The organism is Pseudoduganella sp. R-43, assembly GCF_049913255.1.
Taxonomy (GTDB): Bacteria; Pseudomonadota; Gammaproteobacteria; order Burkholderiales; family Burkholderiaceae_D; genus Rugamonas.
This window is the reverse complement of record NZ_CP183988.1, coordinates 1,811,419-1,835,443: the sequence shown is the minus strand read 5'-3', so window position 1 is coordinate 1,835,443 and position 24,025 is coordinate 1,811,419. Positions and strand designations below refer to the sequence as shown.

The following is a 24,025-nucleotide window of genomic DNA, read 5'->3' as shown; positions in this document are numbered from 1 at the left end:
GCCATTGTTGCGCTTTCGTAACAGTCTGTGGCTTTTTGTATCGAAAAGATTGCAAGACGAGAACACTTGCAAGAAAGTACTAGCAGCCTATTGCTAGGTTTTGCGCAAATGCAAAGAACAGTCCACCTTCTGGGAGATCAAAGAATTATGATGAAAGAGAACAGCCTGTCGTATGCAATCCGCCTGGCCTGCGCCAGCGGCTTGCTGGCAGCCGGAGTCTGTGCACCAGTTTTCGCCCAGCAAACTGACGCTGCCATCCAGCGCGTTGAAATTACCGGTTCGTCGATCAAACGCATTGCCCAAGAGGGTGCGTTGCCGATCCAAACCCTGAGCCGCAAGGACATCGATCAAACCGGCGTGCAGAACGTGGCCGACCTGGTTGCCCTGCTGCCTTCGATGCAGGGCATGATCACCTCGTCCGCTTCCATCAACGGCGGCGGCGGCGGCGTGCAGAGCGCATCGGTGCACTCGATCGGTACCGACTATACCCTGGTGCTGCTGAACGGCAAGCGCATGGCGCCTTATGGCACCGGCAGCGCCGTCAACCTGGCATCGATCCCGCTGGCAGCGGTTGAGCGCGTCGAGATCCTGACCGACGGCGCCTCCACGCTGTACGGCTCGGACGCCATCGCCGGCGTGGTCAACTTCATCCTGAAGAAAAACCAGAACGACCTGAACATCGACGCCACTTACAACCGCCCGCAACATAAAGGCGGCCAGAGCGCCAACGTCTCGATCACCAAAGGCTTCGGCAACTATGATAGCGACGGCTTCAACGTCATGCTGGCGTACAGCCACGACCAGAGCAAGGCACTGAACGCCACCCAGCGCCCGTTCGCCAACTCCGGCGTGGTCAAGTTCAGCAAGGACGGCAAGCAATATGCGACCTGGCAGAACTCGATCAACTCGATCCCGGCCAATGCCGACGTGTTCAACGGTCCCGATGTCGAAGCAACGTTCTCGCCGGACCTGGTCAACAACGGCAAGTGCAGCGGCCCCAACACGTTCGCGCGCAGCGGCGTTTGCCGCTACGACTATGCGGCAACCGTGGAACTGCTGCCTGAGCTGAAGCGTGACAGCCTGTTCACTTCCGGCGCGCTGAAGATCTCCGACAAGACCCGCCTGACCGGCGAGTTCGTCTATTCCAAGTTCACCAGCACCGCACGCTACGCGGCACCGGCGCAGCCGCTGACCACCATGAGCACCGATCCGGAAACCCACGTGAAGACCATCAGCCCGGTCTACATCGTGCCTTACAAGAAGTCGGTTGAGCCGCTGCTGGCTGGCCAGGGCATCGACCCGAACGCCGTGACCGACGCCTACCTGTACTACCGTGCGCGTGACGCGGGCGGCCGTACCGATGACTGGGGCACCAAGGCCCTGCACTTCTCCGTCGGCCTGGACTCCGAGTTCGCTGGCTGGGACGTCGGCGCAGCCTACACCCATTCGCAGAACAAGCAGACCGACAAGGCTGCAGGCGGCTACATGAGCGGCGACAAGTTCGAAGCCCTGGTCCAGTCCGGCGCTTACAACCCTTACGTCTTCGACCCGAATGCCGCTTCCATCCTGGCGCCGGCTGTGCTGCATGAAAACCTGTCGACCACCAAGTCCAAGCTGGACGTGCTGAGCGCCCACGCATCGCGTGAAGTGTTCGCCATGGCAGGCGGCAATGCCGCCCTGGGCCTGGGTGCCGACTACACCATGCAGAAGTATGAAGACTCGCCGAGCAGGATCGTGATGGGCCCTGGCCCAGGCAATCCGGGCTGGACCGACACCGTCATCGGCGGCAGCACTGGCTCCCAGCCGCTGGATGCCAAGCGCAACAACTGGGGTGCATTCGGCGAGCTGCAAATGCCTGTCATCAAAGGCCTGGACGTGACCGCTTCGGCGCGTTATGACAGCTACGACGCGGTCGACAAGCGCAATACCAGCTATGACGTAAACGGCAATCCGTCACTGGCAGGCAAGCAGGGCAAAGACGTCTCGAAGACTACCTTCAAGTTGTCCGCCCGCTGGCAGCCTTCGAAAGAAGTGATGCTGCGTGGCTCCTACGGCACCGGCTTCAAGGCGCCGACCATGAATGACATCTCCGACCCACTGAAAAACGCAGGCTCGTCGAACTTCTTCGCCTGCCCGATCAAGAACGCGGCCGACCCACGCTTCGCTTACTGCCGCGGCGTGCAGGAATACGGCCTGCTGACCGTGGGTAACCCAGGCACCGGCGCCGATGCGCTGAAGCCTGAAACCTCGAAGCAGGCGTCGATCGGCATGCGCCTGGAACCGATGGACTCGCTGTCGCTGGGCGTGGACTTCTGGGACGTGCGCCTGAAGAACCAGATCCAGAACCTGTCGCAGGACATGCTGTTCGGCACCGAAGCACTGGCCAACAAGTACGCCACCATCTACTTCGATCCGATCCAGAAATCGAAAGTCCTGGTGATGACCCAGTCGCCGCTGAACCTGGCCAGCTCGCGTTATCGCGGCATCGATCTCGATGCCACCTTCCGCGCCGCCACCCCGATCGGCAAGTTGACCACGAACTGGTCCGCCACCTATATGCTGAAGGCCGAAAAGACCGTGCCTGACGCAGACAAGCCTGGCGAAAACAAGACTGAAAGCAGCATCGCACGCTTCGACTCCTACGACGACGTGACCTTCCGCTGGATTTCGCGCCTGGTGTTCTCGCTGAAGTCGAGCGAGCAGTGGGCCAACTCGCTGACCGTGAACTACAAGTCCGGCTACGCCGACAAGAATTACACGGCCGACGATGGCCGCGTGCGCTCGGTCAACGACGACGGCACACTGGGCGGCTACGTCGACATGGAGGGCCGCAAGGTCAAGGCCTACACCACCCTCGACTGGCAGTCGAAGTACGTCTTCAACCAGAACCTGTCGATCACCGGTGGTATCCGCAACCTGCTGGACAAGGATCCGCCGCTGTCGATCCGCGACACCGGCGGCGGCAACCAGGTTGGCTACGACGGTCGCTACACCGACCCGCTGGGCCGTACCTTCTACCTGACTGCCAGCTACAAGTTCAAGTAACCCACCTTTAGCACGACTCCCGCTCCCCGCCCGCGCAAGTTGGCGGGGATTTTTTTATTGTCGCCTAATGTTTCATTTGTTTCACTTATCAAACATCCATTGCCAAACTAAGCCGCCGATGATCTGATAACACTCCCATTAATTTATTACTGAGATGTTTATCAATGATCATCGAGAAAGCCCTGTCGCGCACCCTGCGCGTGATGTTCGCCGGTAGCCTGGCCATCGGCAGCGCCGCCGCCATTGCCCAGGAAGCAAGCCCCGAAGCGCCGATGCAGCGCGTTGAAATCACCGGTTCCAGCATCAAGCGTATTGCTGCCGAATCCTCGCTGCCGGTGCAATCGTTCAGCCAGAAAGACATCAAGAAGTCCGGCGTGTCCACCGTAACCGACTTCATCCAGCAACTGCCAGCCATGCAGGGCTTCTCCGTGGCGGCCGACTCGGTCGGCGGCGGCGGCGGCGGCGTGACCACCGCCTCCATCCACGACATCGGCGCCGCCTACACCCTGGTGCTGCTGAACGGCCGCCGCGTCGCCCCGGCCAACTCCGGCACCACCATCGACCTGAACTCCATCCCGCTGTCGGCCATCGAGCGCGTGGAAGTGCTGACCGACGGCGCCTCCGCCCTGTACGGCGCCGACGCCATCGCTGGCGTGGTCAATTTCATCCTGAAAAAGGGTGCCACCGACTGGGAAATCAACGCCAAGTACTCGCGCCCTGAGCAGAGCGGTGGCGCCAGCAATGCCATCTCGCTGAGCAAGGGCTTTGGCGACATCGATGAAGACGGCTACAGCGTGTTCTTCTCGGTCAGCCACGATGAGCAAAAGCAGCTCAAGGCGTCCCAGCGCGACTTCGCGCGGACCGGCATCATCAACTTCACCGACCCGTCCAACGGCAAGCAGCTGCAGTTCATCAACGGCTCTTCCCGTTCGCTGCCAGCCAACGCCGGCGTGACGTACAACTCCAGCGAGATCGACCCAGGCACAGGCCAGCCGGTGGAAAAGACCGTCAACCTGAACCCGTATGCGCTGGCCCACGGCGGCAAGTGCGCCGCGGTCAATGCCGACTTCTACGGCGACGGCAACTGTTACTTCGACAGCGCCTCGACCATCGAGATCAACCCGAAATCGCAGCGCGACGCCCTGTTCTCGTCCGGTAGCGTCAAGCTCGGCAATTCCGGCTTCAAGGGCTTCTACGACCTGGCTTACACCGAAGCGAAAGTCGTCGCCTCGATCGCGCCTTACCCGGCCGACTTCTCGGTCGCCAAGGGTTCGGCTTTGTACAACAAGTACATCCAGCCACACCTGAGCGCCGAACAGGACGCCGGGGCCACCTCGGTCGTGGCCAAGTACCGCCTGTACGAAATGGGCAACCGCACCTATGACTACGGCACCAAGGCGACCCACCTGGTGGCTGGCGTGGACGGCGCGATTGCAGGCTGGGATGTCAACTCGGCCCTGACCTACTCCAAGAACAAGCAGACCCAGAAGTACGTCGGCGGCTTCCCGCTGGCGGACAAGTTCCAGGCTGCGATCGACGCCGGCAGCATCGACCCGTTCGCATACGGCCTGGGCGAAATGCCGCAAGCCATGCGCGACACCCTGCTGTCGACCGGATTCAACGGCACCTACAACACCCAGACCGTGGAAATGAAGGGCTGGGATGCCCGTGCCTCGCGCGAAGCGTTCACCCTGCCAGGCGGCGCGGCCCAGGTCGGCGTCGGCGTCGACTACCGCAACACCTCGTTCAAGGTCAACCAGGCCGACGTGGCCAAGAACGCCCAGATCCTGTTCGACAACCCGCAGGTGGACAGCGCCTACGAGCGCGACAACTTTGGCGCCTACACCGAGCTGGTCATGCCCGTCAGCAAAGCGCTGGAACTGACCGGTTCCGCCCGCTACGACCAGATCGGCGCCATCGACAACAACCTGACCGGCCAAAAAGTCGGCAACAAGGAAAACGCTGCCACCTGGAAGCTGAGCGCCAAGTACACCGCGGCCAGGAACCTCTTGTTCCGCGCCGCAGCCGGCACCGGCTTCCGCGCTGCCTCGATGCAGGAAATCGCCGGCCCGCTGGAAGACTGGGGCGTCACTGGCGGCAACTACCAGTGCCCGCTGACTGGCACCAGCCACCCGCTGGCCTCCTACTGCAACGGCGTGGTACGCCAGCAGTTCGAAGCCTTCCAGGGCGGCAACCCCGACCTGAAGCCGGAGAAATCCAAGCAGTGGAGCATCGGCACCGTGTTCGAGCCGACCAACTCGCTGTCGATGTCGCTTGACCTGTGGAACGTGGAAATCCGCGACCAGGTGACCGCCGTCTCCGAAGGCCTGATCTTCGACAACCCGGCCAAGTATGCCGAGCTGTTCACCACCAAGCACATCGGCTCGACCGGCAAGGACGTGCTGGCCATCAAGCTGCTGCCGATCAATATCGGCAAGGTGGAAAACCGCGGCGTCGACTATGACTTCACCCACAAGACCAAGCTGTTCGACGGCAAGCTGACCAGCCGCCTGGCCGGCACCTGGCTGATCCGTTCGCGCTACACCACGCCAGGCACCGACGACCAGTGGGAATCGAGCCTGAACCGCTACGGTTCGAACGACAAGGTCAGCTTCCGCCACGTGGTGCGCGCGTCGACCAGTTTCGAGCAGGCGCAATGGACCCATACCCTGAGCGCCAGCTACCGCAACGGTTACACCGACAAGGAACAATCCGTCGATGACTGCGCCGTGATCGTGGCTGGCCAACCGGGCGAATGCTATGGCATCACCCTGCAGGTGCCGAGCTACACCACCTTCGACCTGCAGACGGCTTACCGCCCGGTGAAGAACCTGGAAATCACCGGCGGCATCATCAACCTGTTCGACCGCGACCCGCCGTTCACCCTGCGCAACACCGGCTCGCACCAGGTGGGTTACAACCCATCCTATTCGTCGGCACTGGGTCGCCAGTTTTATGTGAGCGCCTCCTACAAGTTCTAAGCTGCAACGCTAAGACCAGCCCCGCCTGCCCGGGCGGGGCTTTTTATCGTTTCTGTAATTTTTGTGGCAAATCGGGCACACTTCCTTCCGTTTCAAAAGCTGCATTTCGGCAAATTCGAGCTCAATGTCAATTGCTCAAATTGTCGCCATCCCATCACTAAATCTCCTAACTCAGGCCAATTTACGTCTTTTCCATCGTTCCAAGCCAGCGCCAAAGCTGAAGTTGTCTCGATAACTTGCGACTTGGTTCTCATTGACACAGTTCGTCAATGAATGATTTGATAAGCGCGGACGTAAAGCAGAGACCACAAGTTGCACTGTTTGTCGTCAAACAAAAATTAAGGGCTGGCAACGGCCTTAAACAGTTTGTAATTCTTGGGAGTATCAAAGATATGTTGAAGGAAACCATTCTGTCCCGCTCGGTCCGCGTGATCTGCGCGGGGGGCCTGGCGCTTGGCATGCACGCCGCATTCGCACAAGAAGCAGCTGAACAGCCAATGCAACGCGTGGAAATCACCGGTTCCTCGATCAAGCGCATCGCTGCTGAGGCATCGCTGCCGGTTCAGACATTCAGCCAGAAGGATATCCAGCGCACCGGCGTCACCTCGGTCACCGACTTCATCCAGCAACTGCCTGTGATGCAGGGCTTCACCGCGTCGTCCGACTCGGTCGGCGGCGGCGGCGGCGGCCTGACCACCGCATCCATCCACGGTGTTGGCGAATCCTACACCCTGGTCCTGGTTAACGGCCGTCGTATCGCACCTGCGACCTCCGGCACCACCATCGACATCAGCACCATCCCGCTGGCAGCCGTTGAGCGTATCGAAGTGCTGACCGACGGTGCTTCCGCACTGTACGGCGCAGACGCGATCGCCGGCGTGGTTAACTTCATCATGAAGAAGGGCGCAGCTCCCTTGACCATCGACGCTAAATACAGCAAGCCACAGCACCCAGGCGGCACCGACCGCACCGTGTCCATTTCCAAAGGCTTCGGCGACTATGAGAATGATGGCTACAGCCTGTTCATGTCCTACAGCCACCAGGACGCCGACCGCCTGAAGGCTTCGCAGCGCGACTTCGCCAAGACCGGCATCATCAATTTCAACGATCCCAAGACCGGCAAGCCACTGCAGTTCTTCAACGGTTCTTCGCGGTCGATCCCTCCGAACGTGACCGTTGGCTACCTGGACAGCGCCGGCGAGAAGAGCTCGGTCTCGGTCAACCCTTACCTGAAGCTCAACGGCAAGTGCCCAGCCGCTCACGTTGATCTGGGCGACGGCCAGTGCTACTTCGACTACACCACCTCGGTGGAAATCTCTCCTGAAATCAAGCGCGATGGCTTCTGGGCCTCTGGCAGCCTGAAACTGGGCAACACCGGCTGGAAAGCCTTCTCCGATATCTCTTACAACAAGTCGGATATCTACGCCACCATCGCTCCATACCCAGCTGAATTCTCGCTGGCGAAGTCGAGCCCGCTATTCACCAAATACGTGCAGCCTTACCTGACCGCTGAGCAGCTCAACGGCATGACCTCGGCAACCGTCAAGTACCGTCTGCAAGACCTGGGTGGCCGCGCTTACGACTACCAGAGCAAGGCAAGCAACATCGTCGCTGGCGTGGAAGGTTCGGCAGCAGGCTGGGATATCAATTCCGCTGTGGTCTACTCTCGCAACAAGCAACCACAGAACTACCTCGGCGGCTTCCCGCTGGCCGACAAGTTCGATGCAGCTGTTGCGGCCGGCAAACTGGACCCGTTCCCATACGCACTCGGCGAAATGCCTCAGGACATGCAGGACGTGCTGCGCTCCACCCAATACGTTGGCAACTACAACACTACCGACGTTAAAGTGTACGGCTGGGACTTGCACGGTTCCCGCGAAGCCTTCTCCCTGCCGGCCGGCCCTGCCATGCTGGGTATGGGCGTAGACATTCGCAAGACCAAGTTCTCTCAGCTGGCTAACCAGGCTGTGGCAAATGCCGAAATCCTGTTCGACGACGTGCAGCCGGAATTCGCCTTCTCGCGCAAGAGCGGCGGCGTGTTCGGCGAACTGGAGACCCCAATCACCAAGGATTGGTCGGTTACCACTTCGGCGCGCTATGACCGCGTGACCAAGCTGAGCGACGACCTGCATGGCGGCAACCTGGGCAAAGATCAGTCCGCAGGCACCTTCAAGGTCAGCACCCGCTGGCAGCCAACCAAGACCATGGTATTCCGTGGCGCTTACGGCACCGGTTTCAAGGTCGCTTCCATGACCCAGATCGGCCAGCCACTGGCTGACTTCGGCGTGACCGGCGGTACCTACAACTGCCCTCTGAGCGCAGCCAATGGCCTGCAGAACCACCCACTGGCCCAATACTGCGACACCCGCGGCCAGCTGGAAGTGTTCCAGGGCGGCAACACCGAACTGAAGCCGGAAAAATCGCGCCAGTGGACCCTGGGTGCAGTATTCGAGCCAACTTCGAACTTCAGCGCCAAGATCGACCTGTGGTCGGTTGAAATCCGTGATGCGGTTGCCAGCGTCAGCGAAGACCTGATCGCCACCAACCCGAACAAGTACATCGAACTGTACACGGTGAAGCATAAGGCCTCCACCGGCCTGGACAAACTGGCTATCAAACTGCTGCCAATCAACATCGGCCGTCAGGAAAACAAGGGCGTGGACTACGACTTCCAGTTCCGCGAGAAAGTCTGGGAAGGCAAGCTGACCGCTCGCCTGGCCGGTACTTACCTGTACCACTCGAAGTACACCACTCCAGGTACCGACGACGAATGGCAGTCGAGCCTGAACGTGTACGGCGTCGATAACGCTGTGCAGTTCCGCAACGTGATCGCCACCAGCCTGACCTACGACATTGGTCGCTTCACCCACAACCTGACCGGCAACTTCCGCAATGGTTACAAGGACAAGCACCACGACGTGGACAACTGCGCGGTCAACACCAACGACGCAGCGGCGGAGTGCGTGGACGTGCAACTGGACGTGCCAAGCTACACCACCTTCGACTGGCAGACCACCTTCCGCGCCATCAAGGGCCTGGACCTGACCTTCGGCGTGAAGAACCTGACCGACCGCAACCCACCGCTGTCGCTGCGTAACACTGGTTCTCACCAGCTGGGCTACGACCCACGCTACGCCAGCGCGATCGGCCGTACCTACTACGTTGGCGCAACGTACAAGTACTGATCGCTGAAGTAGCCTGAGTGCAAAAAACCCCACCTGCGCAATGCGCAGGTGGGGTTTTTTTATTGCTTTTTCAGCCTGCAGCCTTCGCAGATCGAACCCGCCCCTTGGGGCAGGCTCAAACCGCAGGTTTATTCGCCTTGCAGGCGGCGCTGGCGCACTGCGGCAGCCAGGTTTTCCAGCACCAGTACGCTGGCATCCCAGTCGATGCAGCCATCGGTGATCGACTGGCCGTAGGTCAATTCCTTGCCTGGCACCAGGTCCTGGCGTCCAGCCACCAGGTGCGATTCCACCATGACGCCAACGATGCGCGTATCGCCGCCCGCCACCTGCTGCGCGATGTCGGCGCAGACCGGTACCTGGTTTTCCGGCTTCTTCGAGGAATTGGCGTGCGAAGCATCGATCATCAGGCGCGCTGCCAGGCCGTAGCCGGAAATGGCCTTGCACGCTTCTTCCACGCTGGCCGCATCATAGTTCGGGGTCTTGCCTCCGCGCAGGATGATGTGGCAATCCTCATTGCCGTTGGTCGACACGATCGCCGAATGGCCGCCCTTGGTCACGGACAGGAAGTGGTGCGGCTGCGAAGCGGCCTTGATCGCTTCCACGGCGATCTTGGTGTTGCCGTCCGTGCCGTTCTTGAAGCCCACCGGGCAGGACAGGCCGGAAGCCAGTTCGCGGTGCACCTGGGATTCGGTGGTGCGGGCACCGATCGCGCCCCAGGAGATCAGGTCGGCGATGTACTGCGGGCTGATCACGTCCAGGAATTCGGTGCCGGCCGGCAGACCCATCTCATTGATGTCGCGCAGCAGTTCGCGCGCCATGCGCAGGCCATCGTTGATGCGGAAGCTGTTGTCCATGTAGGGGTCGTTGATCATGCCCTTCCAACCCACCGTGGTACGCGGCTTTTCGAAGTACACGCGCATCACGATTTCCAGGTCGCCCTTGAGGCGTTCGCGTACCGGCGCCAGGCGCCGCGCATACTCCAGCGCGGCTTTCGGGTCGTGGATCGAGCATGGGCCGATCACCACCATCAGGCGGTCGTCCTGTCCATGCAGGATGCGATGCAGCGCGACGCGCGCTTGGGAGGCCGTGTTGGATGCCGCTTCCGTGCAGGGAAATTCGCGAATCAGGTGCGACGGTGGCGTCAGCTCCTTCATTTCACGAATACGCAGGTCGTCGGTACGTTGCATGATGGTTTCTCCTGAGACTTAAATAAAATCGGTAAAAAAAAACCGCCATTACTGGCGGTTTGTCTTGTATCTGCTGGGATCTCGTTTTGCTGCTACGTGAACCGGCCGCTACTCCACCGCCTTTGGGTTGGAATTGCTAAAGTAAAAAAAGCCGGTAAAAAAGTGCAGGTGCATGGGTAGAGTTCCGCGGATTTCGATCCACTATAACAACAGTTAGCGCCCATTGCAAGCGAGGCTTGAGTTCGCTTGCAAGCAGGAAGTAGACGCGCAGGCGCAACACAAAAGAGTTTCCGAATAGTAGTTTTTGGCGATTGTTATCAGATATCAAATAGAATTTGTTCAACCTTTGCAAGTGCCTAACTCAAGCACTTCCGTCGGTCTTGGCACACCTTCTATTTGAGGAGAAGTACGTTGGCTACAATCAAGGCTAAATCCATGATCTATTCCCTGTTGTCAGCATTCGGCGCACTGGCGGTGTTGCCGGCCATGGCGCAGCAACAGGCTCCTGAAGAAAAAATGATCCGCGTCGAAGTGACCGGTTCGTCCATCAAGCGGCTGGTGTCGGAAACCTCCCAGCCGCTTTCCGTGTTCAAGGCCGAGGAATTCACCAAGCAAGGCCTGACCACCGCCCAGGAAGTCCTGGACCGCATCCCGTCCAACCAGACCAGTATGGGTGCCGGCAACGTGGTGGGCGGCAACGCCAGCGGCCTGCCGACCGGCGGCCAGGCCGTGGCCGACCTGCGCGGCCTCGGCGGCGACAAGACCCTGGTGCTGCTGAATGGCCGCCGCATCGCCAACCACCCCTATGACGGTGCCAGCGTCGACCTGAACGTGATCCCGGTGGCGGCACTGGAGCGGGTCGAAGTACTGCGCGACGGTGCTTCGGCCATCTACGGTACCGATGCCATCGGCGGCGTCATCAACTTCATCACCAAGCGTTCCGTGACCGGCACCACCGTCACGGCCGAGACCATGCTGCCGCGCGAATCGGGCGGCAAGGAACGCCGCGCCAATATCGTCAGCGGCATCGGCAACCTCGACCAGGATGGCTGGAACCTGATGGGCGTGCTGGACTGGCAGAAGCAGGATGTACTGACCTCGCAACAGCGCGACTTCTCGAAGACTGCCGTGATCCCCGAACGCGGCATGACTGTATCGGACGGCACCTCCGGCACTACCTTCCCCGGCAACTACTTCGATCCGGTCACCGAAGCCACCGGCAACCCCGGCTTTGCCGGCGGCTGCAACCCGCCGCTCTCGCTGCCGCGCGCCTCGGATGGCACCTGCCGCCAGGACTATACGCGCCAGATCGACGACCTGCCTGAGCAGGACCGCCTGGTCTTCTTCGGCAAGGCAGCATTCAAGCTGAACGCCGATACCACGGCCAGCCTGGAATACCTGCACTCGCGTAACAAGGTCGTGTCGCGCACCGCGCCGCCGCCGCAGACCGGCCTGTCGCTGCCCATCACCAGCCCTTACTATCCAGGTAATTCGGGCGGCGTGCCGGCCCAGCCTAACCTGTCGGGCGAGCCGCTGTCGGTCAACTGGCGTCCAACGGAAGCCGGCCAGCGCCGCATCAACTCCAAGGGTGAAGGCGACCGCCTGGTGGCCGCGCTGGAAGGCATCGCCGCAGGCTGGGACTACAAGGCCGGCCTGAACCACTCGGTCAGCAAGTCTGAAGAAAACTTTACCGGCGGCTATGTGCAGGACGCCGGCTTCGCTGCCGGCGTGCAGAACGGCATCCTGAATCCCTTCGGCCTGCAAAATGAAGCCGGCCGTGCCTACCTGGCCAGCGTGGCCCTGCGCGGCAAGGTGCAGGACGCCAAGAACAAGTCCACTACCTTTGACATCAAAGGTTCGCGCGACGTGATGCAACTGGCCGGCGGCGCCATGGCGGTCGCGCTCGGCGCCGAATACCGCAAGGAAGACGCCGACTTCAACGTGAACCGCGATATCGCGGGCCAGGCGTCCAGCTCCGGCCTGTCCGGTTCGCAGTCCAAGACCGGTTCGCGCAATGTGAAAGCGGTGTACGGCGAATTGAGCGTGCCGCTGATCAAGGACCTCGACATCCAGGCCGCGGTGCGCTACGACCATTACAGCGATGCGGGCAGCACCACCAATCCGAAACTGGGCGTGCGCTACCAGCCGATGCAGCAACTGCTGCTGCGCGCATCGGCCAGCACCGGCTTCCGCGCCCCGACCCTGTTCGAGAAGAACGCGCCGCAGTCGAAGAACGACACCAGCAACTCCTACGACGACCCGATCCTGTGCCCGGGCGGCGTGCCGCAGCCTGGAGCCAACCCGCTGCGCGATTGCGACCTGCAGCAGTTCAAGCTGCAAGGCGGCAATGCTGCGCTGACGCCGGAAAAATCCAAGACCTTCTCCTTCGGCGCCGTGTTCGAGCCGGTGCGCAATACGACCATTGCGCTGGACTACTGGAACATCCGCCTGAAGGACAAGATCGGCGCCCTGCCGGAGCAAGCGATCTACGGCAACTATGCGAAGTACAAGGATCGCTTCCTGCGCAACCCGGACGGCTCGCCGTTCGCCATCCTCGACCTGAACGAAAACCTGGGCCGGGTCAAGACCGACGGTATCGACCTGAGTGCAACTGTCAGCTCCGGCCGCACCGCATACGGCAACTTCAGCTTCACCCTGGACGGTACCTGGGTCCACAGCTACAAGTACCAGAACGAGCGCGACGGCGCGTTCATCCAGAACGTCGGTACTTACGGCGACAACGGCCCGATCATGCGCTGGCGCCACAACGCCTCGCTGACCTGGCGCGAAGGCCCATGGAGCGCGACGCTGTCGCAGAACTTCAAGTCCGGTTATGTAGACCAGAACTTCGTGGCGCCGGAATTCTTCAACAAGGTCGACTCCTACCAGCTGTGGAACCTGTCGGCGACCTACACCGGCTGGAAGGGCCTGACCCTGACTGGCGGCGTGAAGAACCTGCTGGACAAGGACCCGCCGTTCACCAACCAGGGCACCGTGTTCCAGAAGGGGTATGACCCGCGCTACTCCGACCCGATCGGCCGCGCCATCTACCTGCGCGCCAGCTACAGCTTCTGACTCGTGCGTAATAATACGTAAGCTAAAGAGAAATACGGTATCTAAAACTAAACCCCAATTGTTGGCATCCAACAATTGGGGTTCTTTAATTGGTCGGCTTGTTTAGCTTTCTGCCGGTAATTCTGTTGTTTTTACGCGAACCGCTTGTTACACAATCGCCGCGCGGGAAGAAAGCCGAAAGATTAAGTGAAACCACCGAAAAAGTCGTATACACAGGTGAATTCCCTCGATTTCGCTACATTTTCGCGACATTTGGCCTGTTTTGCGCAAATACTACTTTTCATTTGCAAGTTATTTTCGGCAAAGATTTTTTGTAACGCCCTATTCCCTTGCCAATTGAAAAATATTATAAAAGATAGATCTCTTGCAAAAGAGTTATCCCCACCTTTTGGAGAATGTTCAATGCAACAAAAGAAACTGGTTGTGAATCTGCGCCGCTGCCTGCCTTACCTGGCTGCGCCGCTGCTGCTGTCTTCTGTGGCCGCCCAAGCCCAGCAGGCCACCGCGCCAATCCAGCGCGTTGAAATCACCGGCTCGCACATCCGCCGTGCCGAAGCCGAGTCCTCGAACCCGATCCAGGTACTGTCGCGTGCGGACATTGAAAAGTCCGGCAAGACCACCGTCGCCGAACTGCTGCAAACGCTGGCAGTCGACAACCAGGGTTCGGTCCCGACTTCCTTCGGTAACGGCTTCGCTTCCGGCGCATCGGGCATCTCTCTGCGCGGCCTGGGGGCAGCTTCCACCCTGGTACTGCTGAACGGTCGCCGCATGGCACCGTACGGCCTGGCTGACGACGGCCAGAAAGTGTTCTCCGACCTGAACGTGATCCCGGCCGAGGCGGTCGAGCGCGTTGAAGTGCTGAAAGGCGGCGCCTCCGCCCTGTACGGTTCGGACGCGATTGCCGGCGTGGTCAACATCATCCTGCGCAAGGAAATCAAGGGCACCACCGTGCGCGCCAGCCAAGGCCTGTCGCAAGAACGCGATGGCGGCGATACCCGCCTGGCACTGACCACCGGCTTCGGCGACCTGGACAGCGATCGCTACAACGTGCTGTTCAACGCTGAGTTCGGTCTCAAGCGCGAAGTATGGAACCGCGACCGCAGCGACCGCGGTGCCATCGGCAAGAGCGACCTGCGCGACTTCGGTTTCAGCGCCCAGGAATCGCTGGGCGGCACCGGCGCCATCGTCGACAACAACCTGGCCGGCAGTTCCATTGTCGGTAACGTTCGCAATCCAACGACTCTGGACTACTACAGCCGCAGCAACCTGGCTGGCGTGGGCTTCACCCGCACCTTCCCAGGCGCCGACTGCAGCAAGCTGACCAGCCATCCGCAAGGTGACCCATTGGGCGGCTGCCTGACCGACGCTGCGCAGGAATACGGCCAGATTCAGCCACGCCAGAAGACTGCCAACCTGTTCACCCGTGCCACCGTCAACCTGAGCCAGGATTGGCAAGCCTACTTCGAAGGCAATGCCTACCGCAGCGAATCGATCGCCAGCGGCACGCCATCCGGCATTTCCGGCAGCGTTGGCTATCCTGGAGGTCCGGTCAGCAACGCGGCCGTGGCTCTGGGTGCAACCCACCCTGACAACCCTTACTTCGGCACCGCCGCCCGCCTGCGCTATCTTGCTGCGGACGTCGGCCCACGTGTCAGCAACGTCGACTCCAACTTCTATCGCGCCCTGATCGGCGTGAAGGGTACTGCTGCCGGCTGGGATATCGACACCGCCTACCTGTACTCGGCAACCAAGGTCAGCAACGAGCGTAGCGGCTACCTGCAGCGCGATGTTACCTTCGCCCTGCTGAACCCGACCGCAGCCAACGTCGCCGCGGCCATGGGCAACGCGCGCTACGCAGCCCTGCCTGCCGGCAGCTTCTGGCGCATCGGCGAGAACGCCGGCCTGAACTCGCGCGAACTGTACGCCGCCCTGTCGCCGAACATTTCCAACGATGCAGCAACCAGCATCTCGCAAATCGACTTCAAGGCTTCGCGTGAAATCGCCAAGTGGGAAGCTGGTTCGGTTGGCCTGGCATTCGGCGCAGAATACCGCCGCGCCGAAACCCGCCTGGCTCCGACCGAGGGTACCGACAAAGGCAACATCATCGGCCTCGGCTACTCGGCCTATGACGGCAAGCGCAACGAAAGCGCGGTATACGCTGAAATGGCGATCCCGCTGCATAAGACCCTGGAAGCGCAAACCGCAATTCGTTGGGACCATTTCTCCGACGTCGGCAATTCCTACACGCCGAAGCTGGGCCTGAAATGGAATCCGACCGGCAACTTCGCGCTGCGTGCGAATGCGGAGCGTGGTTTCCGCGCGCCAAGCGCAGCAGAAAACGGTAAAGGCGGCCTGGCGGCGTTCTCCACCGCAACCGACCCGGTACGTTGCGCCCTGGGCGTAGCATCGGCCTGTAACCCTGCTTCGGTCGCGATCATTACCAGCCCGAACCCGGCCCTGTCGCCGGAACGCTCGAAGAGCTACTCGGTGGGCATCTTGTGGGATCCGATGCCACGTACCAGCTTCGCACTCGACCTCTGGCAGATCAAGCGTACCAACGAGATCAACCAGGAGCAGACCGATGCCGCAATCGCTGCTGGCCACGTCGCACGTGACCCGTCGACCGCCACCAACATTCCTGGCGACCCAGGTGCTATCACCGCCGTGCTGGCCAATTACGTGAACTCGGCTTCGACCATCGTACGCGGTGTCGACCTGGATGCACGCAAGAGCTTCGCGCTGGGCGACGGCAATGGCACCCTGACTATCGACGCCAAGTGGACCCACTTGATCAAGATGGAGCGCGAAGAGAAGGATGGCAGCAAGCGTGACTTCGCTGGTACCCACGGTAACTGCGACGCCACCAACTGCATGGGTACGCCAGACAACCGCGTGAACCTGGGCGTTACCTGGGAACGTGATGCGCTGCGCATGTCGCTGAACATGACCTACCGCGACAAGCTGGACAACATCAACTTCAAGGATGACCCGGATGGTTGCGCGTCCCACTTCGCTAACGGTGAGCCAGCTCCAGCAGGTTGCAAGATCTCGTCCTTCACCACGTTCGACCTGGTGGGCCGTTATCGCCTGAGCGATAAAGCTGAACTGTTCGGCTCGATCAACAACCTGTTCGACAAGAAGGCTCCGCTGGATCCACTGACCTATGGCGCCCAAAGCTACAACCCGCTGGACTACAGCGGCGCTCTGGGCCGTTACTTCAACATTGGCATGCGCTACAAGTTCTAAGCAGGCGGGGCACATCGCCCCTGACAGCCGCGCCCTTCGGGGCGCGGTTTTTTTTTGATCACTCGCCTTTGATCAGGCTCGCTACCTTGGTGGTGATGATGTCCACCGCCGGCCCGTTGGCGCCGTGCGGCAGGATCACGTGCGCGTGGCGCTTGGTCGGCTCGATGAACTGCTTGTACATCGGCCGCACGGTTTCCATATACTGGTTGATCACGCTCTCCGTGCTGCGGCCGCGCTCCGCGATATCGCGCTGCAGACGGCGGATAAAGCGTACGTCAGCCGCGGTGTCGACGAAGATCTTCAGCGACATCTGCTTGCGCAGGTCGGCGTCGTACAGCGCGAACAGGCCCTCGACGACGATCACCGGCGCCGGCTTGACCGTGATGGTCCGGGTGGTGCGGTTGTCGATGGAGAAGTCGTACACCGGCATCTCGATCGACTGGCCCTCACGCAGCTTTTGCAGGTGTTCGATCATCAGGGCCCAGTCAAAGGCTTCCGGATGGTCGTAATTGACCTTGCGCCGGTCTTCAGGCGACATATGGGTCTGGTCCAGGTAGTAGTCGTCCTGCAGGACAACCGACACCACTTCCGAGCCAAAGGATTTCAGCACTTCGCGCGTGACCGTCGACTTGCCGCTGCCGCTGCCGCCTGCGACGCCAATCACGAAGGGTTTGTTGCTCGAATTGTTCATGTGATTTCCGTCCCAGGCAAAAAAAACCGGGTATTTTACCCGGTCTTTGCGCTGCACCCGTTCTTAGGCGGTGCCGCCGACTGTCACGCCATCCAGGCGCAGGGTCGGCTGGCCGACGCCGACCGGCACGCTCTGCCCCTCCTTGCCGCACACGCCGACACCCGGGTCGAGCTTCATGTCGTTGCCAATCATGGTGATGCGGTTCATCACGTCCGGGCCGTTGCCGATCAGGGTGGCGCCCTTGACCGGATAGGTCACCTTGCCGTCTTCGATCATGTAGGCCTCGGAAGCCGAGAACACGAACTTGCCGTTGGTGATGTCGACCTGGCCGCCGCCGAAGTTGACCGCGTAGATGCCGTTCTTCACAGAAGCCAGGATTTCCTGCGGATCCTTGTCGCCGCCCAGCATATAGGTGTTGGTCATGCGCGGCATCGGCAGGTGCGCGAACGACTCGCGGCGCGCATTGCCGGTGACGTTCATCTTCATCAGGCGCGCATTCATGGTGTCCTGGATATAACCCTTCAGCACGCCGTCTTCGATCAGCGTCGTGCACTGGGTCGGGTTGCCCTCGTCGTCGATGTTGAGCGAGCCGCGGCGGTTGGCCAGCGTGCCGTCATCGACCACGGTGACGCCCTTGGCTGCCACGCGCTCGCCGATGCGGCCGGAGAAAGTGGAAGAACCCTTGCGGTTGAAATCGCCCTCCAGGCCGTGGCCGATCGCTTCGTGCAGCAGGATGCCCGGCCAGCCCGGGCCCAGCACCACGGTCATCGGGCCGGCCGGCGCCGGGCGCGAATCAAGGTTCACCAGGGCCGATTTCACCGCATCGGTCGCATACTGGTCCAGCAGCGCGTCGGTGAAATAGCTGTATTCATAGCGCCCGCCACCGCCGGAAGAGCCGACTTCGCGGCGGCCGTTCTGTTCCACGATCACGGTCACCGACACGCGCACCAGCGGGCGGATGTCGGCCGCCAGCACGCCATCGCTGCGCACCACCAGCACTACGTCGTATTCGCCAGCCAGGCCAGCCATCACCTGCACCACGCGCGGATCCTTGGCGCGCGCCATCTTCTCCACGCGTTCGAGCAGCTTAACCTTGGATGCCGCATCAAGCGACACCAGCGGGTCATGCGGCATGTACAGCGAACGGCCGCCGACCGGCGTCATCTTGCCGGCCACCTTGATCTTGCCGGCGCCAGCGCGGGCAATGGTGCGCGTTGCCGCGGCAGCGTCCAGCAGCGCCGCTTCGGAGATCTCATCGGAATAGGAGAAGGCGGTCTTGTCGCCCGACACGGCGCGCACGCCGACGCCCTGGTCGATCGAGAACGAACCGGTCTTGACGATGCCTTCTTCCAGGCTCCAGCCCTCGTTCTTGGTGAACTGGAAGTACAGGTCGGCGTAGTCGACCTTATGGGTGAACATGCTGCCGAGTGCTGTCAGCAGCTTGCTTTCATCCAGGCCAAAAGGCGTCAGCAAGATATCTTTCGCTGCGGCCATGGCGGACAGGTTAGGGTCGAATGGTTTCATATGAGAAGAATTCTTTGAAATGTGCTCTTAGCCGAATTTTAGAGGATTCGGTGCTTCAGCGCTGGCAAGCTCTCGCGCACGCCGTGTACGAAGGCCGGGTCCAGTTCCCCCGTCACGACGCCCTCGCCTTCCGCCAGCACAGCCTTGACCTCGCCCCACGGGTCGATCAGCATCGAATGGCCCCAGGTACGGCGGCCGTTGACGTGCGTCCCGCCCTGCGCGGCAGCCAGCACATAGCACTGGTTTTCGATGGCGCGGGCACGCAACAGGATTTCCCAGTGCGCCTTGCCGGTGGTGTAGGTAAAGGCTGCCGGCACCACGATCAGGTCGAGCGGGCCCATGGCACGGTACAGCTCGGGAAAGCGCAAGTCGTAGCAGACCGACATGCCGACCTTGCCCACTGCCGTCTCGACCGTGCCGACAGCCTTGCCCGGCACGATGGTGCGCGCCTCGTCATAAGACTCGTTTCCCTTAGTGAAGCCGAACAGGTGGATCTTGTCGTAACGGCCAACATGCTTGCCCTGCGGATCGTAGACCAGCGTGGTATTGATGACACGTTCAGGATCGTCGGACGCCAGAGGCAGCGTGCCGCCCAGCAGCCAGATGCCATGCTCGCGCGCCATGGCCGACATGAAGTCCTGGATCGGGCCCTTGCCCAGCGCCTCCGCCCTGGCCACCTTGTCGCTGTCGCTCATGCCCATGATGGCCCAGTATTCCGGCAGCAGCACCAGCTTGGCGCCCTGGGCGGCAGCTTCGCCGATCAGGCGGGCGGCGGTAGCGATATTCTGTTCCACCACGGGGGTGGATACCATCTGGATCGCTGAGACCTTATTGGCTACATTCGTCATGGCGTCGGCTCCTTCGGATTTTCGATCTTGGTGATGACGGGGGCCTTCCACGGCCCGGTCACCTGCATCTGGTAGGTCAGCGCCTTCATTACCGGCGCGCTGAGGAACAGCTGCGCCAGGTAGCTGCCGAGGCCAATCACCGGGTTGACTGCCAGCGCGTACACCAGCGGCGCCGTACCCAGGTTGACCTGCGGGATCACCACCACGCGCAGGTTGGTCGATTCATTGGCGATGTCGGCCGAGCCGTCCATCAGCACCGTGGCCTGCACGCCGTGCATCTTCAGGTTATCGGTCTTGACGATGCCTTGGTTGATGGTGGCGTTGGCGGTGATGCCGTCGAATTGCAGGCCTTCCGAAAACACGTCGTTGAAATCGAGCTTGAGCAGGCGCGGCAAGGCTTGCAGGCTCAACACGCCGAGCAGCTTGGCGGCGCCCGGGTCCTGCTTCAGGAACTGGCCCTTCTCCACGTTCAGCGCCAGCGTGCCGGACAGGCTGGGCAAGTCCATATGGTAGGGCAAGCCCTTCCAGGCGATATCGCCGCTCAGCTTGCCCTTGCCGTTGCGCAGCGTGTCCTTGAAGCCGAAGCGCTCGAGCAGCTTGCCGGCGTCATGGATATCCATATTGAAGTTGAGCGAGGTGTTGTGCTGGCCATCCTTGCTCTGCCAGCGGCCGGTGCCGTTCAATTCACCATCGGCATTGACCAGCGACAGCTTGCTGATGCGCCATTCGCGTGCGGATGTGATCAGCGCGTTGTAGGCATGCAGTTCGAGCTGGCCCAGCGGGCGGTTGAACCATTCCAGGCGCTGCACCTCGATATCCAGCGCCGGGATGGTCGGTGCATTGGTCGAACTTTCCAGCAGATCCTTGACTTCCGCCGCCTGCGATTCGGGCACGATCAGCGACGACAGGCGTGCGGTGACCTTGCCCACGCCCTTGCCGGTCGGCGATTCGTTCCAGGTGATGTAGCCGACCGCCTGCTGCGAATCGATGCTGGCCTGCCACACGCCCTTGCTGTGGGTGACGCCGGCCACCACGTTATCGAGCTTGCGCTCTCCGACTATCAGCTCGGCAGCACGCGCGGCCATGGTTTCCGGCACCACGTACTGCGAGATATCGGCGCCGTCGGCCGCGTCGTGGGCGGCCGCTCCAGCGGCCGGCTCATGCTCGTCCTTGCCGGCGATCTCGGCCGCCAGGTCGATCCAGTCATCCACGTTCAGCGACTTCAGGCTGGCATTGATCATCATGCCGCTGTCCGGTTCCGGCGCCGGCAGGTTGACGCCGATGCCGCCGTTGACCAGCTTCCACGCCCCCTTGTTGACGCGCTGGCGATGGTAGCGCGCAGCGTAGGCGCTGCCCAGCGTCACGCGGATATCGTCGCGCGCCACGCCCTGCTCGTTGGCGCTGCCGCCGTTGAGCTGGAAATGCAGCGGCATGCTGTCGGCCGCGGCTTTCTTCAGCGGCGCCGGGAAGTCCAGGCTCGCCCCCTGCATGCTTGAATCGATCGCCACTTCGTACTTGTGATCCCGCGCCGTGACCAGCCCGCTGAACCTGGCGCCGCCGCCAAGGTGGTTGGCAAGGCGCTGCACCGCAGCGCTCGGGTATTGCTTGCGCAAGCCGTCCACCGTCGCCGTGCCGCCCAGGCGCACCTGGATGCTGCCATCCTTCTGGCTGCCGCCGCTCACCGACAGCGGGCCGCCCAGCAAGGTGCCGGCCAGGTTGTTCAGGTTGACGCCTTTCTCATTGAATTCGATCTTGCCGGTGGCGCCGGCCACGGTTGGCATGTCATGCCACAGCAGCACGTCGTTGCCCTGCAGTTGCAGGCTGCCCTGCACCCTGGCGTCGACGATGTGCGACAGCGGCAAGTGCAGGCTGAGCGCCAGCCTGGCGTTGCCGCTGGCCGTGGTTTCCTCGGTGAAGTGGCCGATCCACTCCAGCACCGGGCTGGCCGTGACGTACTTGAGGAAGTCCTGCATCGCGCCGGCAGCCGTGCCGTCGATGTCGAGCATGCTGTCGTGGGTGCTCAGGTCGGGAATCACCGCCTTCACATTGGAGAGCGCGACGCCCAGGGTGCGTGCGGTGTCGGCCTTGATCTCCATGCGGGCGCGGTCGAACACGATGCTGCCGCGGATCTTTTCCGCCAGCGGCCAGACCGGGGTCTTGCCATCCTTGGCAAAATAGCCCGGTTCATAGTTGAGGCGGCCGTCCACGATGCGGCCCGCCACGCGGAATTCGCCCTTGGCCCTGTCCGGCGAGCCCTCCTTGAACGGGAAGTGCGACAGGTCGCCGCGCAGGCGCAGCGAAGTCTCCTGCAGCATGCCGTCTTCCAGCGCGCCCACCAGCCACTGGCGGGTGTGCTCCGGCGTCTGCTTCGGCAGGTAGCGGCCGATGCGGTTGATGGTGAAGTTGTCGATGCTGCCGGTGAAGTCGGACACGCCGGGGCCTTTGGCGCCCGGGCCACGCGGCAAGCTGTGGCTGCCGGCCAGCCTGAGGTTCATGCCCTCCTGCACCAGCTCCAGCTGCTCCAGCTTGAGCGCGAGCTGCCTGGCATCGGCCAGCGACCAGCTGCCGTTCAGCTTGAACTGCTCGAATTCCATTGGCTCGTCGTCGAACCAGGCCGGCATCGCCAGCGTGAAGCCGGGCGCATCGAAGGCCACGCTGCCGCCCTGCTCGCCGGCTTCGACATGGCCGCTCAGTTTCGCGAAGCCGGGAATGTCGGGCAGCGCCGGCATCGGCAGGGCCTTGGCCGAACGCGGCACGGCGGGACGCGCAGCCAGCGCCTCCATGCCCAGCGCGTCCAGGTCCGCCTTCAGCTTGTAGTCCCTGGCTGCCGACAACGGGCCGCGCCATTCAGCCACCAGGTTGCGCACGCGGCCGCGCGGCGCAGCTTCCGCCAGCAGGTCGCGCTGCACTTGCGGCAGCGGCAGGCGGGTGGCCAGTTCGGACAGGATTTCCAGGTCCAGCGCGGCAGCCTTGACTTCGGTCCAGGACGGCTGCTGGGCGGCCGTCACGTGGCGTGCCGAGGCGGTGGTCGGCGCCAGCTCGACGCCGTCGCGCGTGCGCAGCGTCACGTCTTTCAATTCCAGCGAGCGCGTGATGGCAGCCGGCGTGCCGGGCGTGGCCACCAGGGTGGCGGCATGTTCCTCGCTGGCGGTCACGCGCCCGCGCAGGGCCGCAACGTCCAGTTGCGGCAAATCCTTGCCCAGGGTGGCCACCACATTGTCCAGCGCGACGTCGGCCGTGATGGCCGCCGGGCGCGCATTATCGATGCTCAGCCAGGCGCGCACGCCGCCGCTGGCGGACTGCACGTCAAGCTTGCCGGGCAGGTAAGGCTTCCAGCCCGCCAGGTCGGCATGGCGCAGTTCCGCATACACCTCGCCCTTCCAGTGCTTGACGTCCGAAATACGGGAAAACGGCTGGTGGCTGAAATCAGCGCGCACATCGAGCGGCGCCGCCATCGCGGCCGGCGGCGTGGCCTTGAAGGCAAACTGGTGGCGGCGCCACTTGTTCAGCATCAGGGCCGTGACATTCTCGAGCTGCAGCGGCGCGCTGCCGCGCTGCAGGTCGGTCCAGACGATGCGGCCGTCGCGCACCACCACCTCGCGTTGCGACAGCAGCCAGTCGGCGCTCTTGCCATCTCCCTTCTTTTCCAGGTCGATATAGATGCCGGCGGCGTACAGCTTGCCATCGGCCTCGCGCCGCACGGCGACTTCGGGGCGGTGGAATTCCAGCGATTCAAAACGCAGGCCGCCGGCCGGCACGCTCCACCACGACAGCGTGGCCGACACGCTCGGCAGGTGCAGCGCCTGCTGGCCGCGCGCGTCGCGCATGACCACGTCGCCCAAAATCAGTTGCGGGCGCAGGCCCTTCCAGGAAGCGTAGATGCGGTCGATCGCCACCGGGTTGCCGACCGCCTGGCTGGCCAGGCGTTCGATGTCGGGCTTGTAATGGTCGATATTCGGCAACACCACCCAGCGCAGGGCCAGGAACACGATGGTGAAGGCGAAATACAGCAGCAGCACCAGCTTGATGGTGAAGCCGAGGACGTGATGGGTGGCCAGGTTCCAGAAGCGATAGGCGGCCTGCAGGCGATGCCAGCGCTCCTTGAGCGGGGCCTCGACTGCCTCGATTTGCTCTACCAGGTTGTCCTTCAATACGCTCAAGCCAGGCCCTTATCAATACAGCATTTTACCGCACCGCCCCGTTAAACTATGTTCCAATAGGCACGGTTTCGCAGACTTTTTAC

10 protein-coding genes are annotated in these 24,025 nt (G+C 61.9%); 5 read left to right on the top strand and 5 right to left on the bottom strand.

The features are described 5' to 3' along the window. Positions 1-147: 147 nt before the first annotated feature. The 3 genes from ACN9M3_RS08495 to ACN9M3_RS08485 all read left to right on the top strand — a co-directional run bounded on the left by ACN9M3_RS08495 (position 148) and on the right by ACN9M3_RS08485 (position 9,211). Entirely contained in the window at positions 148-3,045 is a 2,898-nt protein-coding gene (locus ACN9M3_RS08495) for a TonB-dependent receptor (protein WP_426169799.1), read from the top strand. A 164-nt stretch (positions 3,046-3,209) separates the two neighbouring features. Continuing rightward, positions 3,210-6,026, top strand: coding sequence for a TonB-dependent receptor (locus ACN9M3_RS08490; RefSeq protein ID WP_426169797.1), 2,817 nt, complete (start codon positions 3,210-3,212; stop codon positions 6,024-6,026). Between the two features lie 392 nt (positions 6,027-6,418). Beyond that, on the top strand, positions 6,419-9,211 hold the full coding sequence (locus ACN9M3_RS08485) for a TonB-dependent receptor domain-containing protein (protein ID WP_426169794.1): 2,793 nt from the start codon (positions 6,419-6,421) through the stop codon (positions 9,209-9,211). Between the two features lie 128 nt (positions 9,212-9,339). Here ACN9M3_RS08485 and aroG read toward each other — a convergent pair whose 3' ends face one another. Next, positions 9,340-10,398: a 3-deoxy-7-phosphoheptulonate synthase AroG gene (gene aroG / locus ACN9M3_RS08480; RefSeq protein WP_426169791.1), complete on the bottom strand. Its 1,059-nt coding sequence runs from the start codon at positions 10,396-10,398 to the stop codon at positions 9,340-9,342. A gap of 435 nt (positions 10,399-10,833) precedes the next feature. Between aroG and ACN9M3_RS08475 the strand changes: the two genes are divergently transcribed. Together ACN9M3_RS08475 and ACN9M3_RS08470 are read left to right on the top strand one after the other, a co-directional pair. Beyond that, positions 10,834-13,473, top strand: coding sequence for a TonB-dependent receptor (locus ACN9M3_RS08475; protein ID WP_426169789.1), 2,640 nt, complete (start codon positions 10,834-10,836; stop codon positions 13,471-13,473). 402 nt (positions 13,474-13,875) lie between these two features. Beyond that, the gene (locus tag ACN9M3_RS08470; RefSeq protein WP_426321759.1) at positions 13,876-16,719 is read left to right on the top strand and encodes a TonB-dependent receptor; all 2,844 of its coding nucleotides are present in this window, start codon (positions 13,876-13,878) and stop codon (positions 16,717-16,719) included. Positions 16,720-16,777: 58 nt separating this feature from the next. Here the strand turns inward: ACN9M3_RS08470 and udk are convergent, their stop codons facing one another. From udk to ACN9M3_RS08450, 4 genes are all read right to left on the bottom strand, one after another. Then, positions 16,778-17,410, bottom strand: a complete 633-nt coding sequence (gene udk / locus ACN9M3_RS08465) for a uridine kinase (protein WP_426169784.1) — start codon at positions 17,408-17,410, stop codon at positions 16,778-16,780. A 63-nt stretch (positions 17,411-17,473) separates the two neighbouring features. Beyond that, positions 17,474-18,934: a metalloprotease TldD gene (tldD, locus tag ACN9M3_RS08460; RefSeq protein ID WP_426321757.1), complete on the bottom strand. Its 1,461-nt coding sequence runs from the start codon at positions 18,932-18,934 to the stop codon at positions 17,474-17,476. A gap of 38 nt (positions 18,935-18,972) precedes the next feature. After that, the gene (locus ACN9M3_RS08455) at positions 18,973-19,782 is read right to left on the bottom strand and encodes a carbon-nitrogen hydrolase family protein (RefSeq protein ID WP_426169779.1); all 810 of its coding nucleotides are present in this window, start codon (positions 19,780-19,782) and stop codon (positions 18,973-18,975) included. After that, positions 19,779-23,942, bottom strand: a complete 4,164-nt coding sequence (locus ACN9M3_RS08450; protein ID WP_426321754.1) for a YhdP family protein — start codon at positions 23,940-23,942, stop codon at positions 19,779-19,781. Before ACN9M3_RS08450 ends, ACN9M3_RS08455 begins: the two co-directional genes overlap by 4 nt. Positions 23,943-24,025 lie beyond the last annotated feature (83 nt).

Coding starts and splice junctions, on each gene's coding strand:
- ACN9M3_RS08485 (WP_426169794.1), top strand. CDS start 6,419: ATGTTGAAGGAAACCATTCTGTCCCGCTCGGTCCGCGTGATCTGCGCG.
- udk (WP_426169784.1), bottom strand. CDS start 17,410: ATGAACAATTCGAGCAACAAACCCTTCGTGATTGGCGTCGCAGGCGGC.
- ACN9M3_RS08475 (WP_426169789.1), top strand. CDS start 10,834: ATGATCTATTCCCTGTTGTCAGCATTCGGCGCACTGGCGGTGTTGCCG.
- ACN9M3_RS08495 (WP_426169799.1), top strand. CDS start 148: ATGATGAAAGAGAACAGCCTGTCGTATGCAATCCGCCTGGCCTGCGCC.
- aroG (WP_426169791.1), bottom strand. CDS start 10,398: ATGCAACGTACCGACGACCTGCGTATTCGTGAAATGAAGGAGCTGACG.
- ACN9M3_RS08455 (WP_426169779.1), bottom strand. CDS start 19,782: ATGACGAATGTAGCCAATAAGGTCTCAGCGATCCAGATGGTATCCACC.
- ACN9M3_RS08490 (WP_426169797.1), top strand. CDS start 3,210: ATGATCATCGAGAAAGCCCTGTCGCGCACCCTGCGCGTGATGTTCGCC.
- ACN9M3_RS08470 (WP_426321759.1), top strand. CDS start 13,876: ATGCAACAAAAGAAACTGGTTGTGAATCTGCGCCGCTGCCTGCCTTAC.
- tldD (WP_426321757.1), bottom strand. CDS start 18,934: ATGAAACCATTCGACCCTAACCTGTCCGCCATGGCCGCAGCGAAAGAT.